The sequence below is a fragment of the Stenotrophomonas sp. PS02301 genome, assembly GCF_029959485.1.
Lineage (GTDB): Bacteria > Pseudomonadota > Gammaproteobacteria > Xanthomonadales > Xanthomonadaceae > Stenotrophomonas > Stenotrophomonas maltophilia_Z.
Window position 1 is genome coordinate 23,054 of sequence record NZ_JASCOO010000003.1, and the last position, 15,088, is coordinate 38,141.

General features: G+C 51.0%; 12 protein-coding genes. 2 read left to right on the forward strand and 10 right to left on the reverse strand.

Annotation, left to right across the window (positions count from 1 at the left end; translation table 11 throughout):
• Positions 1-63: 63 nt before the first annotated feature.
• Together QMX81_RS01350 and QMX81_RS01355 are read left to right on the forward strand one after the other, a co-directional pair.
• Complete coding sequence (locus QMX81_RS01350) at positions 64-480, forward strand: carboxypeptidase-like regulatory domain-containing protein (RefSeq protein ID WP_282257665.1); 417 nt, start codon at positions 64-66, stop codon at positions 478-480.
• Entirely contained in the window at positions 480-1,145 is a 666-nt protein-coding gene (locus tag QMX81_RS01355; RefSeq protein ID WP_282257667.1) for a DUF5710 domain-containing protein, read from the forward strand. Before QMX81_RS01350 ends, QMX81_RS01355 begins: the two co-directional genes overlap by 1 nt.
• Positions 1,146-1,619: 474 nt before the next feature.
• On the opposite strand, the gene QMX81_RS01360 is transcribed toward QMX81_RS01355, so the two are convergent.
• The 10 genes from QMX81_RS01360 to QMX81_RS01405 all read right to left on the reverse strand — a co-directional run bounded on the left by QMX81_RS01360 (position 1,620) and on the right by QMX81_RS01405 (position 15,078).
• Positions 1,620-1,766: a hypothetical protein gene (locus tag QMX81_RS01360; RefSeq protein WP_282257669.1), complete on the reverse strand. Its 147-nt coding sequence runs from the start codon at positions 1,764-1,766 to the stop codon at positions 1,620-1,622.
• Positions 1,763-4,750: a MobF family relaxase gene (gene mobF / locus QMX81_RS01365; RefSeq protein WP_282257670.1), complete on the reverse strand. Its 2,988-nt coding sequence runs from the start codon at positions 4,748-4,750 to the stop codon at positions 1,763-1,765. Before mobF ends, QMX81_RS01360 begins: the two co-directional genes overlap by 4 nt.
• Positions 4,751-4,813: 63 nt before the next feature.
• Positions 4,814-5,686 (reverse strand): ankyrin repeat domain-containing protein, encoded by an 873-nt coding sequence (locus QMX81_RS01370; protein WP_282257671.1) that lies wholly within the window; start codon positions 5,684-5,686, stop codon positions 4,814-4,816.
• An 84-nt stretch (positions 5,687-5,770) separates the two neighbouring features.
• Positions 5,771-7,675, reverse strand: coding sequence for a type IV secretion system DNA-binding domain-containing protein (locus QMX81_RS01375; RefSeq protein WP_282257673.1), 1,905 nt, complete (start codon positions 7,673-7,675; stop codon positions 5,771-5,773).
• A gap of 49 nt (positions 7,676-7,724) precedes the next feature.
• Positions 7,725-8,513 (reverse strand): M15 family metallopeptidase, encoded by a 789-nt coding sequence (locus tag QMX81_RS01380; protein ID WP_282257675.1) that lies wholly within the window; start codon positions 8,511-8,513, stop codon positions 7,725-7,727.
• A gap of 128 nt (positions 8,514-8,641) precedes the next feature.
• Entirely contained in the window at positions 8,642-9,535 is an 894-nt protein-coding gene (locus tag QMX81_RS01385) for a hypothetical protein (RefSeq protein ID WP_282257677.1), read from the reverse strand.
• 25 nt (positions 9,536-9,560) lie between these two features.
• Positions 9,561-12,572 carry a hypothetical protein gene (locus QMX81_RS01390; RefSeq protein WP_282257679.1) on the reverse strand — a complete coding sequence of 1,004 codons (3,012 nt, stop codon included), beginning with the start codon at positions 12,570-12,572 and terminating at the stop codon, positions 9,561-9,563.
• Positions 12,573-12,583: 11 nt separating this feature from the next.
• Positions 12,584-12,958, reverse strand: a complete 375-nt coding sequence (locus QMX81_RS01395) for a hypothetical protein (protein ID WP_282257683.1) — start codon at positions 12,956-12,958, stop codon at positions 12,584-12,586.
• A 25-nt stretch (positions 12,959-12,983) separates the two neighbouring features.
• On the reverse strand, positions 12,984-14,360 hold the full coding sequence (locus tag QMX81_RS01400; RefSeq protein WP_282257685.1) for a hypothetical protein: 1,377 nt from the start codon (positions 14,358-14,360) through the stop codon (positions 12,984-12,986).
• 70 nt (positions 14,361-14,430) lie between these two features.
• Positions 14,431-15,078: a glycine zipper 2TM domain-containing protein gene (locus tag QMX81_RS01405; protein WP_282257687.1), complete on the reverse strand. Its 648-nt coding sequence runs from the start codon at positions 15,076-15,078 to the stop codon at positions 14,431-14,433.
• Positions 15,079-15,088: the final 10 nt, after the last annotated feature.

A 15,088-nucleotide genomic window follows, 5' to 3' on the forward strand; every position in this document is an offset into this window, starting at 1 on the left:
CGGCAGTACCAATGGGGGCACCGTCAAGCGCCCCCATTTTTTTACTCAAAAAGGAGAATACACATGATCAAATTTCTAATTATTGCAGTCTCACTGTTGTTCGCTTCGTCAAATGCACATGCATCTAACGTACTTGCGTCAGACATCACAGGTGTGGTTGTCGATGCGCAAGCCAAACCAATGTCAGGCGAGATTGTTCGTGCCTATCACCATGAAACGCACAGACTGATTGAGCGCCGCACGAACAGCAAGGGCCGATACCACTTCAACAACGTCCGATCAGACGGTCAATACACTGTCGAACACAATGGAGTGTCATACACCGGTCGCCTTCTGCTTGGAAAGACGCACCGACAAAACTTTGTTGGCGAGCCAGCCCGGTATGACACTCCAACCATTTTGTTCTCATGGATCTGGTCTGGCCCAGGGCGCTCTCGCAGCGATGTGACATTTATATCTCAAGACGAAAGGGGTGAATGATGTCTCAATACTTCCATGTCCCCTTCATCGAGAAAGATAAAGCACGCGCACTGGGTGGGCGCTTTGATGCGGAATGTAAAGCTTGGTACGCCGATACGACAGACTCAGCTCAATCGATGTCCCTGCACTTCACTCCGATTAGCAATCCCTCACCGATCACCACGTTGACTGGAGAAGATCGAACATACGGCGGCAACCATTTGCATATTGCAATGGTTCCAATGAGTTGTTGGATGAGATCAGTCAAGAATGCCCTAGATCCGTCTGATTGGAAGCGTCTGTCCAATGGCCTTCGACAACGCAGCAATCACACGTGTGAGTTGTGCGGAGCGGTAGAGGATCCTAAACGCGAAGAATACTTGGATGTCATAGCCCGCTGGCATTACAACGACGCCTCAAAAGTGCAAACCATGAAACGGCTTGTAAGTGCTTGTCAAAAGTGCGTACGTGCGACGAACTACGGGTACTCGAAACTTGTTGGCGAAGAAACGGAAGTGCGGCATCACTTCAAAGCAGCAACAGGCTGTGATGATGAATTTTTAGACAAGCACATCTGCGACGCATTTGGATTATGGACACAGCGCTCTTCCAACAATCAGAAGTGGACCATGGATCTCAGTCTTTTAAGTGACAATGGGATCCGCTTACGCCAAGGGGGCGGATGAGTGGCTCTGACGCGGCACGGTTTGGCCGCTCAGAGAAATACCGACCCCGAACACGACACATCTACGCTCTGCTGTTTGAGAACGGCTGCTGCTACGTAGGCCAGTCTACCGACCTCAAGCGCCGCGAGACGCAGCACCGGCGACCGGATGGGGGCTGGCAAGATCAGCGCTTCACCATGCTTCACCTCGCGAGCCTCGTTGGTACAACGGCCCAGGCAGAAGATCATGAGTACGCATGGCGGTACACAGCGCAGCGGGCTGGATGGAATATCTACGGCAAGCCGCCCAACATCCGAGTCAACACCGTGCTGAGAATGACACCCGCGCGCATGGAGATCGCCAAGCAATGCCGGTGGCCCGTCTCCAAGAAAACCAGATCGTGGACCTTGATCCATTGGTTGCTGGGCATAGGGGTTACCGTGGCAGCTGTAGCCGCATACCTTTAAAAGACATGGCCCCATCGGGGCCATAGTCTTAGAAGTAGCTGCGTTCGTTTGCGTCGCGCCGCCGCTCCTGCTCTTGCTCAGACGGCAAAGCTCGGCTCCTGGCGCGGCGATAGACAACGCCCGCACCGATGACAATCAAAATGATTGCTGCGGTGATTAACATAATGGTGATCATTGCTTGTGTTCTTGAACGCTAGCACGGTGTCCATGGACCGTCAACGCACGCTTATCAGTAGCCTGACGAATTACGTCAACGTGTTTGTTCACCCAGTCGTCCATTTCCCTGGAAGCGAGTTGTTCCCGTGCATCCACAGCCTTCTTTTTTGAATTGGTGGACTTCGCTCTTAAATCGAGAGTGTCTGTTTTCTTGATTTTGAAACTGTCAAATATTTTTTCCAAGTTCTCACCCACCTCACCACGAACACCAACATGTAAATTGTTCTCCTTTGCCCGATCCAGTGCCACACGCTCACGAATTGTGTCCGCGTTGTCGGACGACACGTACAACGTGAACTTACCTTTTGTCACGCGCGATATGGCAACCATCATCGAACTGCTGTCGGTCATACCAGCGTTCCCCAGCAAGAACACGTCGGTCTTCCCCTGCCCCTGAGCGCCGTGAACAGTGCGCGCGTAGTTGTGTTGAATGGCCTTCCACTCCTCAGTGTTGAACTTCAACTTGCGGAACACACCACCACCTTCGTCAACGTCAACATTCACGTCATAGCCACCGCGCTTGCGGTTGGGAACAATGGATGTGATGCACGCCTCTGTTCCGTTCACAACCTTCATCACACTGTCCGCTGTCGTGAAGCGTATGCGATCCCCTACTGATATGGACATGTCCTCAAAATACTTCTTACCAATTGCACGTATCTGCACCTCTTCACTGTCCACCACCCCGCGCTCCTGGAAGCCCTTACGGATGGCTTGGTTGAGCGTCTTCAAATCTGCATTGGAATGCGCCAGAACCAAGCGCTCATCGGTGGTGGCGGTGGACTCAAAGTAGTCGCTCACCAGCGTCGTTACAGCCTGTGCATGGGTGTCGTACTCATCCACACATCCCGCCGCTTCCATGGCGGACCAAATTTCGGCCGACTGTTGCAGCACTTCATCGCGCGATTTTGGTGTGCGCTGCTTGACCGGCATACCGTTGCTGTCAAACGCGTAGAACATCTTCACGATCTCGCGCATCTCAAGATCTTTTTGACGGCGAATTTCAGTGAGAGTGCTTGAGCCCAGGATGTCGCTCATCAAAGCCATGCCCTGCCCTGCACCCACAGGCTTCAACTGCTCTTCGTCGCCTTGCAGTATCAACTTCGCTCCTGCAGCTTTGCAGTACGACGACAGCGCTCTGATCTGCGGCACGTCAATCATCCCTGCTTCATCCAAGACAACCACGTCGTTTTCGCTGAGCACTACACGCTTGCGCAGCAAGTCTGCGAGCATCTTGGTAACCGACCTGCACTCCATCCCGGAGTCACTTTGAAGCACCTGCGCAGCCTGGTTGCCGATAGCGCATCCCAGCATGCGCTTCCCCATCGATCGGTAGACCTCCGAGTAGAAATCGGAGACCGTGGTTTTCCCCGTGCCCGCGAAGCCTTCCGCAATGCACACGCCCGCGCTGTTCGACACGATGTGTTCAACGGCACGCCGCTGATCGTCGGAGAGCTTGAACCCTTTGCGCCTTTCCATTCGCTCAATGATGGGCTGAGCGTAAGCCTGTGGCACCTTCCACCATTCCTCGGCCTTACGTGCCTCGGTCATTTGAATAAGCTGCAACTCGCTTTGAACCATCCACTTCGCGGCGTAACGCATTTCAGTGTGCCTGCGGGCCAGCGTCAAGCCCTTGTCGTCGTCGTGCAGCGCCATTGGGTTGATTTCATACAAATCCTCCGTGTCCTGAACAGTCTCATCCACAGCACTGAAAAGTTCGTCGGCGGTCATGAAGCCCAGGTTCTCGATGCCCAACTGCTTCAACAGGGTTGGATACGAAAACATCGAATCGTTCTCGTGCAAGAGCTCCAAAATTTCTTCACGGGTTCGGGGAGCACACCGCACATGATCCTGCTGCCTCAACTCTTCGACAGTTGGGATGCATCTGCGCTCGCCTACAGAAGCCAGCAACTTATCAAAGTGATCGATCAATTCGGGGTAGGACGGTTCGTCTTTGTGCTTACGCGTCTTGGCCCAAGCCAAAGCATCCGCTGTACCCTTCCCGCGCTCCGCCATGATTTCAAGATGTCGCGTTGAGAACTCATTGATCAACTCACGGTCGTGCAGTCCGGCAACCTCCCACGCACGCTCACCGGTTCTTTTGCCATGTGCGTCGAGCTCCTCGGTTTGGTGGATCTTAAATCCCGCCTTGGTGAGCTCAGTAGCCAACACGTTCTGGTAGACCATATCGGCGGAATGGCGGAAGCGGAATATCTCGGAACTGTCGAACGTGCTATAGCCGCCATCAGAGCCCTTGCACACGTTGTACACCAGAACGTGCGAATGAATGTGCGGCTCTAGATTTCGGTTGCCGAACTGCATGTGCATCGAGTACGCCAAGCCATCAACGTCAATAACATCTTTGCCACCCTTACCCCGACGGCACTGCGTATACGCCTCAAACATTTTTGACATGGACGCATCGACAGCGACGCGCTGCGCCTCCATTACGACCTTCTTGGTTTCGTCATCGCCCAACGCCAGGAGCAACGACACAGACTTTGGTGGGGAGTGTGTCAAGTCAAACGCCGCTCGCCGTCCGCCCTTGTCCACCGTCATAACGCTTCCGTCTTCATTCAACCTGGGCTTGCCAGTCTTGGGATCAATCTTGACCTCTGTCCGTGGCTTTTGACCCGCGTTTTGACACAATTTGTCACCGTTGGGAGCGTACCCCTCAAACAGCTTCAACATGTCATCTTTGTTGACTGGCTTACCAGTGAGCCCCAGGTCTTGCGCGAGTTTTCCACCCCAATGCGATGTCGTTATGAGATGTGTTTCGATCTTGGTATCTTCGGCGTAATATTCCGACACTGCGTCAACGCCCGCACTTTGAACCTGCGCCGAAATCTTCAATTCGAGATTAGGAACAGACAACAGATACTCGATCAGGTCGTCGCCCTTCGGTCTTTTTGACGACAACTTGATTGGTTTATTTTGGATCATTTATTCTCCCTTACTTCGTGAAGTGATAGTTCATCCAATCAAAAATAAGGGGTTTGTCAAGGCTCATTGCATCCTTGTGAATGTCAGTCGAGGCATTTCGTCATCCCGCCCAACAATGTATTGAAGTGATGCATTCGACAGCAGTCGTTGCTTGTACGAGGCAGCAGCGGTATTGCTAAGCGTTTGGTCACTATCAACCTCGCCGTGTCTACAACCATGTTCTTCCAACCATCGCACTGCCACATCGTGTGATTTGCTCAATGCAATATCCATAGGAGTTTGTTTAAGCAGATCCACGGCGTGAAGGTCAACCCCGTGCTTGTGCAACAAATCAAGGCATTCGACGTTACCGCTTTCGCTGGCAAGGTGCGCTGCGTTCTGCCGCAGTGGACTGAGGGCGGATGGATCCGCTCCATGCACAAGCAGGACTTCAAGGGCGTGTATCGAGCCGCTCTTTGCCGCCAGGTGAACCGGGGGCGTAGTCGATGGGTGGAAGTGCTGAGCGTCCGCTCCCGCGCTGAGAAGCTCTGCAACAACCTCACTGTGACCGTTGAGCGCTGCGTGCTGCATGAGGCTGTAGTTGCCGTAGTCCAAGGCGTGAAGATCACCCCCCATGGAGATGTATGCGCGGGTCTGTTCAAGGTTGCCCATGCTTGCTGCTTGATGTGCCGTTAGTCTGTGATCTTGCCGGTTGTTCACCACAGGCCTGCGCAGATCAAAGGGCTTCATGCCGTATCGATCTACGGCTTCGATATTCGCTCCTACATCGAGCAACACCGCTGTGATGTTTGATCTTTCGCCCAGGACAGCGTAGTGCAAAGGCGTGATGCCGTTCTCGTCTGTTACGTTTGGTCCGACTTGTTCAATTTTCTGTTGAACGGCGGAGACATCATTGTCAATGATCGCCCCTTTAAATGTATGGTCGAAATAATTCATTGTCACTCCTTGTTTTGAGACTATCTCCCACTCAAACAAAGATATTTTCAATGTCAAGCTAGAACCTGAGCATTAACGCCAAAATTACCGAAATAGCTCATACAACTCTTGTTGACTCATAATTTGTGATTGATGGGCTGATACTTCCAATCCGCCATCGGCTTCGGCTTCCGGCTCCACGTAAGGCTCCTTTACTTCAGCCTTCACCGCAGCGGCCTCCGTCATCCATTTAGCTGGCACTTGACCAGGACGTTGCTTCTCTAAGCTTTGACCGGGAAATGCCAAAAGCAAAGGATCGTAACCGGCAGTAGCAACTATCGCCCGGACTTCAAATCCGCCGTTCTTTGTTTTGCGTGGACCAAGCTCGTTGGTAAGTTGATGCTCAAAGACAACCTGTCGGCCGTCTTGGTGGACGTTCGCCTGCTCGTCGTGTGCAAGGGTTGCAGTGACATTTGTGCCGAACATGTCGGCGACCTGCTTGCGTGTTTCGGACATCTGAAGCTGGCAAATCACGTGTGTACCAACAATCGTCGGTATGATTTTCGCGTCTTCTTGGGAATACACTTTTGCAAGTTGTCCCAACTCCTGGATCCCTGCGATCAAGGTGACACCTTTGGAGCGCCCTTTATCGATTAGTGGCCCAATGTTCAACCAGCCTGCTGAGGTCAACTCATCGAGGACGATGTAAATACCACGGTCTTTGTTTTCCGTCATTTTGGGGGAAATGACTTCGCCCACTAAAATGTTGATCAGCGCGGAGATGTAAGAGCTTGTCAAAACCTCCATTCCACCGCCTTGGACGATCACTCCGCGACGACCCTTATAGTCGTCTTGTGCCCACTCAACGATGGAAAAGCGACGTTTTCCGACCTTCGGCCATGCTTTTGCCATGTACTCAATGGCCTGCATATTCGCCATGATTGTTGACATGATGCTTGCCGTCGTCTGCGACTCAGTGTTTTCAATCAGCGGAAATGCTTTCTTGTAGTTGGCAAGAATGTCCGGCTTCATCTGCTCAGCCGTCTTATTGAGTTGCGCATCAAAATCAGGCCACCCCCACGTTTTACCCATATTTGCCACCAAGGTTCGCAGTGATCCAACAAGGATCATTCGCGCGGTGTTGGTAAAGAATGGGTTGCTTTCCCCCGGCGACTGCGGAATAAGGCATCGCGCGAACTCTTCGATCTGAACACTTGTGTGAACATCACAGGCAACATCCCACACGTATCCTTGTCGGTCGTATGGACTAACAATAATTGGGCGTGGGAATACCGACTTGCAAAACGCGGCCTGCGCCCGTTGAGCACGCGTCCATGTGGGATCTATGTACGTCGCTGCGCTGAAATCGCCATAGCTGGTAAAGTCACCTTTCACATCATAGAGAAGCAATTTTTTTCGCTTGTAGATGACCTGACGAATGATTGGCAGTAGAACTTGTGTCTTGCCTGAGCCCACGGATCCGTAAATCAACATGTGGCGGTTCCAGCGCTCCTGGGAAAGCCTCAGAAGCGGGTGAAGCAGCAAAGGCATTGCGCTGTCTTGAACCTCAATCTTTGTAATGCGCTTTGCTTCTTGCTCCGCGCTCTTTCCCTTCAACAGCTGAGGCCCGTCCAATACATACATATTGCGACGGGGTTTCAAGCCGTACTTCGTCGCCCAAAGCGCAAGCGCAATGGAGATATAAAAGCAGGCAAGCGTCGAATAAAAGTGTTGTGTCATACGCAGCACTTCTACGGTCTGCGGTGACACGTCTCTCAGAAATGTTCCAAGCGTTGCGTAGTGGATTCCCGAGTAGATCCCAACCTGTAAATGCAAAACGTATGGAACGGAGTGGTACACATCCCCAATTCGTAAAATGGCGATACCAATTAGGTATGCCGCGAGGAAAACGCCAGCTCCAAAAAGCAAGGCGGTATCCCAGCGTCGAACCAGTGTATGCGGCGCGATGTGTTTGCCCACGCGCCCAAAGGCATCATGTATCTTTTCCATAAACCCCCTCTTTTCAATGAATGTAAAGAGGGTTTGATTGCTGTCAAGCTCACACCCAATTCAAATATGTGTTTTTAGACCATATTTGTTGGCTGTATTGGTAAACGGGGCTGGGACACATCTGAGCAACAATTCCAAATTGCGATTCACAGGGCTGATCAAATGTGCAAATTGTCGCTACCGCTGTTGAATTAAAGTGGGCTGCAATCACCAGTGCCGGGTCAGCCATATCCAATGAGGCAACCATTATTGGAGGCTTTTTGCCAATACGATACGCGCGTATTGCCTGACGACACTCCACTTTCATTTCCACATGCGGGTAGTCCTGGATACGGGTCCAACTGCCACCCCACTCCAACCCCAATGCTTGGGTGAGCTCACCGAACATCAGGTAGCCCTCACGGACATGGGCGTTATCGATGTCCCATGTGGGTTTGCCATCCACGTGCATTACGCTGTCGATAGCGTAGCCGTGATTGTGACAACTCATCCCAGCCCCTACGCTTGTCACCCCGGTGTTGCTCGCGAGCAACGCTGCCTGCCTTGCCTCGCTGCGCACGCCCTCCAGCGGTCGCATGTCATAGCCACGCTGAGCCATAGCCTCGTAGACGGCCTCTAGCTTCATCTTGAGATCTGGGTGAACGCCTTTCCAAATTTTTTGATTGTGCTTCTTCTTGAAGAAGTTCCACCATTGCGCTTCGTTGGCGTTGCGTACTGGGGCAGGACTCATCTGCAATTGATCGCCTGCAAACGCATCTACGCTTTTTTGCTCGATTGTAGCGCCCGCTGGCAAAGCCCAAAAAATCAGCAACCCAGCAATCATAATGTTTTTTATCATTCAAACTCCCTAATTTGTTAACTCCTTTTATTCAAATCCAACTCCCAATATTGTCAATAGCAAAACTTGATAAATTGCCTATACAAAAAAGGCCAGCTTATGCTGGCCTTCGTTGTTTGGAAGATACGTCATTGGGCGTAGACCTGCCCTCGACGTTGAGTTTGATCTTGAACTTGAGCCTGCTCATCTGTATCGACTGGCGCTTGAACTTGATTTCGTTTTGCAATCAGTGCATCGACCTCTTTTTCTTTAGGCCAACGGTTGTGCTCCATGACAAAACCGTGCTGAATATCTGCGAGCATCTTTTCTTCATCTGTGGGTTTTGACAGCGTTTCAGCGGCCCATGCTGGGCCACCCGTGCGTTGACCTTGAGCGCCTTGGCCTTCAGCTTCACCCTGTTCAGTCTGCTGAGTTCCGCGTCGTTCCTTCAACCGCTGGGAGAGCGAAAATGCACCCTCGCCCTGGAACAGTTCGTAGGCATCCTTGCTTGCTTGAGCCTGCATCAACTGCTCAGATGGCAATTCACCGAGCTTCTGGCGCTGGCCCGTAGCTTCCAGCATTTCCTCAAATTTCTGGTTTCGCCGCTGGGTAAGTTCAGACAGAACTTCTGGTGAAGACTTTTCCTGCCACTCCTGCATTTGTTCTTTTTGTTTTGAAATCGCAGTCTCGTACACATCAAACTGTTCCTGCCACTTGTCCTTGCCGAACATTGCTGGCTTAGGGTTGTTCTCAAGAAACTGGCTGCGTCCCAACAACATGCGTTGATAGTCATCCTCCAATTTCAATACATGCGTGGGATCCTGGCGTCGCGAGATCTCACTGTCGTATTGGTCAATGCGCCGTTCAAGACCATCAACCATAATGTCCTGTGACACCCAGGCTTGCGCCTGAGTGTCCCCTTGCTCTGCAGCTTCTTTCTTCTCCGAACGGAATGCATCATCCGGGGCCGTGAAGATTGAATTGAGATCCGTGCTCAACAGGCTGTTGTTGTATTGCTCTTGCTTGTTAATGTCTTTATTCATTTTTTAGTCTCCTGTTTGGTTTTTGTTATGCAGCTTCATTTTCAAACAACTCACTTTCCAAATTATCCTTGCGGAACTTCTCTAGGTACTCATCCACTGTGGATGGGGTCACCGGAATTGTGCGTGCGAAGTCAACGCGGCGGACGTTCCCACGGTTCAAATAAACCAGTGCTCGTGCACCACCACTTGTGTTGAGTTCCAGCCCCAACTCAGCCATGGTTACAATCGGACCGTCTTGTTTTGAACCCGACCCACCGATCATGATTGCGGAGCGTGATGAGAAACCACGTTCGTCCACATTGGTGCCCCGCAGTGCGTCCCACTTTTGATCCCAGCGACGGCCATAGTCATTCGCCATCATGTCGCGCGAAACAACCTTGCCCAGTCCCCAACGCTTCATGCGGCGCAAGAAAGCACGCTGAGGATGATCTTCCATGTTTAGCGTTGAACGTTTGAACGCATTGGTCCCAGCCTTATAGTCCAGACCTCGACCAGTGGGGTTGTATTGGATCAAGGAGCCGTGGCCAACCTTGCGCATCACGAACTCGTAAGTCGCCTCAGAGGCCATGGAACAAGTGATTGATTGGAATTGGTCCAAGAAACCTTCCAACGCATCTTTTGAGTCGAAGCATGGCATCAAACCCTCAACGTTTTGAGTCAAGTACGCAGCTCCCATCCCCAAAGAACGCGCGATTGGAAGAAGTTCACGCTCTTGCTTACTAACCAAAAGCTGGCACTCATCCATCACTTGAATAAACACGGTTGCATCAGGATTGTCTTTTTCCCAATTACCAACAGCACGCTTTTTAAGTTGAGCGTACACGCGTTGCTTGAGCAATACTGAGACTGCAACACCGGCGCTACCGTAAATTGGTTGCGGCAAATCGATTCCGTAACGCGCACCGCGCATCACATCCGTTATATCAACACCTGTTGTCAGAGCAGTCCAGGGCGTTCCATTCTCGTCAACCAATTTTTTCGACTGGATCAATGGATTGATCCGCTGGTCCACGTTTAACCGGAAAGACTCGCGCTGTTGATGGGGCCTTGGAACCCAGGTTTTGACAACATATGAGATTGCCTTTTGAAGGCTAGACCCATGACGGCGAACTTCTGGATGTACAGCGATTGGTTGGCGTTCGTCGCCCACAACGTTGACACCTAAGAAGTTCAACCAACGTTTCAGGTTCTTGCCAATTTCTCCCACCTCGCTGCCGCGCGGGATCTCAACGTCATCCAGCAACACCAGTACGGCCAAGAAATCATCAACGCACCACCGCCATTCACGTGGACGCTTGATCTCCGCAATGTAGAAGCTGCGACGGTCGCGGGTGTTCTGCAATTCTCTCACTGCTTTCACATGCTGCTCAGATCCCTGCGTATTAGGATTTTTGTATAAATCCTTAACGATGTATTCCAGGTTGGGGAGCATCATGTCTATTTTGTTTAGCTCCATCACTGCATGTTTGTACACGGCCTCTTCGTGCTGGCAGAGCGCCTCGAATAGAATTGCGGCGTTAACCACATGCGTGTCGGCACCTTGGGACCAGATTGGGTCTTTGACACCATCTGATGACACCATTGAGTTGATGGCTACAGCCAACTCTTCTGCGTCAAGACCTTCGATCAAACCAACGGCCATCCCAGGCTTGATGTTTTTCTCCAGCACGTTGTTGAGCTCTCCAGGCAATGAACCCTTTCCGCACAGAACAAACAATCCAACTCGGTAACCTCTCATTGACGCGAGAGCAATTTGCAAAGCGATCAGTCGCGCGAAACTTGTGGTTTTACCGATACCAGTACGTCCCAGCGAAAGCATATGCGTGCACAGGTCTTTGATGGAGAGAACCATTTTCTTGTTCGCGTCTGGGCTGAACTCATAGCCTTTCGAAGCCAAATAGCCCGTCGCAATTGCAATCACAATTGTTGGTGTTTTGTCGTTATGCACGTTCTTTGCTTGAAATTGACGATCTTCGATAGCGCGTGCATGTGAACGGTCCTGAATAACGCCACCGATGACTTTGTTCTGTTGATCCAGGATCCACCCTCTCGCTTGGAAGTTTCTTTCCGTGTAGCGCATTGAATACGCCGCAGCAAACAGCAGAACAACCCATGGAGCCATCATCGTCGGAAGCATCAACGCTAAAGCCACGCCAACCGATAACTTCGTCCATCCCCACACCCAATCAATGCCACCTTGGAACGCACCACCGAGTTTATCTTGGTTGTCGTAATTAAGAATGCAGCCCACGGTAAATATGACTGCGGTTGCAGCGAACCAAAAGAACACACCGACTCCGGCCTTAAATACGCTAATAAATCCGTTGCTCACTTTTCCTATCATGGGCAGGACTTCCCCAGCGCCGCCCGTGGACGTCATAGCATCCAGTGGAACAGGAGCCGCGCCTAATTTGATAGCCATAACCGCATACACCGACAACAACACGGGGAATATAAAGGCAATGAAGCCTATCTTTACCGACTCCGCGAAGCTCTCGCCCTGCTTCAATGCAACGAGATGTGGAATAACCAAAAGCGCTGGTATCAACGCCGACAGTGCCAGCCAACTTGGCAGAGCCAGTAGAACGATTGTCAGCGCAGCCAGCACTGGAATCATTCCATAGACAACCGATGTTGCAGTGGAGTCGGCTCCGCTCGATGTATCGGTCAAAGTGACAAAGTTTTCCCAAGGCAAGCCATCAGCCGTGGTCTTGTACAACGAATGCTCGTCGTCCAGGTCTTCCGCAATCATTGGCGAGTATTTTCGGAATGGCGCAAGATCCACTCCTTTGGGAACGAACAATGATCCATCCTCACGCTGCTCAGCGCCCATCTTCAAAACTTTGTCCACGTCCTTTGGTTTGACATTAGGCAATTCGCCATTCAGAACATAACGATCACCACGGCCGATCAACCGCATGTAACGCTTGTTTGCGTTGACAACTGTTTTCTGCTCGCTCGTCTGAACCACCTCGCCTTTTAATCGACCAAAAAGCTTGTCGATGAAGTCTGTGATAAAAAATATGTTTAAGCCCATGAAACCTCCTTTCAATTGTTGAGATGAATGACAACCCAAAACGCCACACCCAATAGTCCAATCAACAATATTGAAGTGTAGAAAACCGCACGGGAGACACGAGGTGCCTCCTCATCGCGGACCTGTGCCAGCAACAAACTTTGATCGCGCCAGTTCGATTCGGATTCTTTAATAGCCTCGGTGCTGGCTCGATCACCCACGTTGTAATAGTATTCGCGCTCCAAATGTGGGTTCATTTTCGAGAACTTATGCAATGGAGTCCGTATGACGTAGCGTCCGTAAAAATCGTAAACGCGACTGCCAAGAGACAAGTTGAACTTCGTTTTGTATTGATCGTATATTTTTGAAAGCATAAAACCTCCTTTGTGGTTGGTGAACTCAATCAAACACGGATAAATCTATTGTCAAGAGTCAAAACTGTTTTCCCCATGCATCAAGATCTGCGGACGCTTTGTCTTGCCATTCACTTGGCTTTGGTGGAACTTTGTTTTCGCTCTTCCCGCGATCAGCAGATCGATGAACGCCTGGTGCCGTTTGCGGTTTACGGCTTGCAGGTTTCGGTTGGGCCCTACTCTCATCATTTGCCTTTACATCAACTGTCACTCCCTTCATCGCAGGCTGCACCTTTTCCTCCACGATGGATTTCGGCAATGGCTCCTTTGCAACCTCTTGCTCGGGTTGTTGCATTTCGCGCTCAATCAACGACTTGTCTTTGAGCATAACGAACATACCCTCTAGAATTTCCACAGTTATTCCCTTTGGCGTTACATCCTCTATCGAGTCGTAATTGATTGTCATGGGAATGTAGTCATCATCGCCGTATACAAATAAAATTCGAGGATTGAGTTGTGTAGGGCTGTAACTCTCTTGCGGCTCAATTGAAAATGTCACGACTGAGTCGCGATCATCAACCGAAAGGGTCACAACGCCAGTATCGGAAATTGAATAGTTATTTAAGCCATAACTCCAAGTCTTTCCAAAAATTGCCGTCACACGCTCATTTAATATTGCTCCGCGTGGAGTTTTGAATTCGCGCATTGGCTCCGATCTAGCTTCAACTGTCTGTTCGTTCGAACTCGCCTCTTCTGAACCACTTTGTAACCACAAGTAACCGCAAACGGCCATTCCAATTGCCAGGACCGTCCCAATGACGAATAGGCCCGCTTTGTTTGACTTCTTATTTCCGACCGTGGCGGGACGCTCTGCCTCTTCGTTTAGATGTTCGTCCGTGGATTCATTTTCGTCAGCCGGAATAATTTTTGTTTTCGTCTTAGTCTTAACAGGTACAGATGTGGGCTGAACCTGTTTGGCGTTGCCCACAACTTCCTGATCGCCGCTTTGAAAATCTCCAATGTGGTCATCGGCAATGCCCTGCTCCTCAATTAAGCTGCTCTCGTCCTCGCACGAGGCCAAATGCGCCGGCGCAGACATTGGCTGGCTAGATGTCAAGTCAAATGCCGCGCGGCTTCTGCCCTTGTCCACAGTCATAACGCTTCCATCTTCGTTCGAATTCGCCTTTGCAGTTAACTGCGCTGCACCCGCTACTGGCGCATCGTCCTTGGATTTGCGCTCTGCAATTTTTTGGGATGCGCTTGAGGCTCCTTTCTTTAAACCAGCCCAGATGTTCGATCCCATTTTTTTTGCACCATCTTTCACTTTGTTAGCAGCCTCCAATGTTTTATCTACGGCGAGGTCTACAGCCTGCTCGTTCTCGTCAGGCTCACCGTCATCGTCCATTTGCATGTCGAGGGCTCGCGGATCAATTTTTGGTTCGTTGTTGCTCTCCATTTGTCTACTCCTTATTTTTTATTGTTGATAAAGAGTGGCAGAGCACCATTGCCCCACCACCCTTCCGTTATTACCGCTGAGCCAACTCTGGCAATGGAGTGATGTCAAACTTATTGTCGCCCTGACCGCAGCTCACTTTGACTGCATGTTGAACACCAGCGCCATTGAAGGCCCCACGCTTGCCCAGCTCGGCCAGCGGGAGTTCACAACCAGCCTTTCCACTGAACTCAAACGTCAGCTGATTTTTTGAGCGCGAACTGATAGCAGCAACCTTGTCAAACACTGCCGCCGTCTTTTCTGTTACCGGGGCCAGGTCTTTGGGGTCATAAGCAATGACCATTGCTCCAAGTTCTTTTGTCGGCTTGCCCTTCTCATCGACTCCATCGCGCTCGTTGACCGTTGCATGAAGCCCAGCTTGTTGCGCCTGGACGCTTGCCTCTTTGAACTCATTGAGTTGTTTTGCCTTGCTCCACTTCTTCCCAAAGAAGTTGCCGCCTGCGCACCCCAACGCTCCACCACCCAATGCACCCGCAGTCTTGTCGTCTTTGAACACCTTGGCCCCGACGACACCGCCGAGTATTCCGCCGACTGCGCAACCAATCTTTCCGGCCTTCGATGTACGCTCCACATCTTCATGTTGAGTTTGTTGTGCAGTTGCACCAAATGAACTCGCAGCCAACGCCATTACTAATCCCGCTGATAAAAATACTTTCTTCATATGTACTCCT

Coding starts and splice junctions, on each gene's coding strand:
- QMX81_RS01350 (WP_282257665.1), top strand. CDS start 64: ATGATCAAATTTCTAATTATTGCAGTCTCACTGTTGTTCGCTTCGTCA.
- QMX81_RS01355 (WP_282257667.1), top strand. CDS start 480: ATGTCTCAATACTTCCATGTCCCCTTCATCGAGAAAGATAAAGCACGC.
- QMX81_RS01360 (WP_282257669.1), bottom strand. CDS start 1,766: ATGATCACCATTATGTTAATCACCGCAGCAATCATTTTGATTGTCATC.
- mobF (WP_282257670.1), bottom strand. CDS start 4,750: ATGATCCAAAATAAACCAATCAAGTTGTCGTCAAAAAGACCGAAGGGC.
- QMX81_RS01370 (WP_282257671.1), bottom strand. CDS start 5,686: ATGAATTATTTCGACCATACATTTAAAGGGGCGATCATTGACAATGAT.
- QMX81_RS01375 (WP_282257673.1), bottom strand. CDS start 7,675: ATGGAAAAGATACATGATGCCTTTGGGCGCGTGGGCAAACACATCGCG.
- QMX81_RS01380 (WP_282257675.1), bottom strand. CDS start 8,513: ATGATAAAAAACATTATGATTGCTGGGTTGCTGATTTTTTGGGCTTTG.
- QMX81_RS01385 (WP_282257677.1), bottom strand. CDS start 9,535: ATGAATAAAGACATTAACAAGCAAGAGCAATACAACAACAGCCTGTTG.
- QMX81_RS01390 (WP_282257679.1), bottom strand. CDS start 12,572: ATGGGCTTAAACATATTTTTTATCACAGACTTCATCGACAAGCTTTTT.
- QMX81_RS01400 (WP_282257685.1), bottom strand. CDS start 14,360: ATGGAGAGCAACAACGAACCAAAAATTGATCCGCGAGCCCTCGACATG.
- QMX81_RS01405 (WP_282257687.1), bottom strand. CDS start 15,078: ATGAAGAAAGTATTTTTATCAGCGGGATTAGTAATGGCGTTGGCTGCG.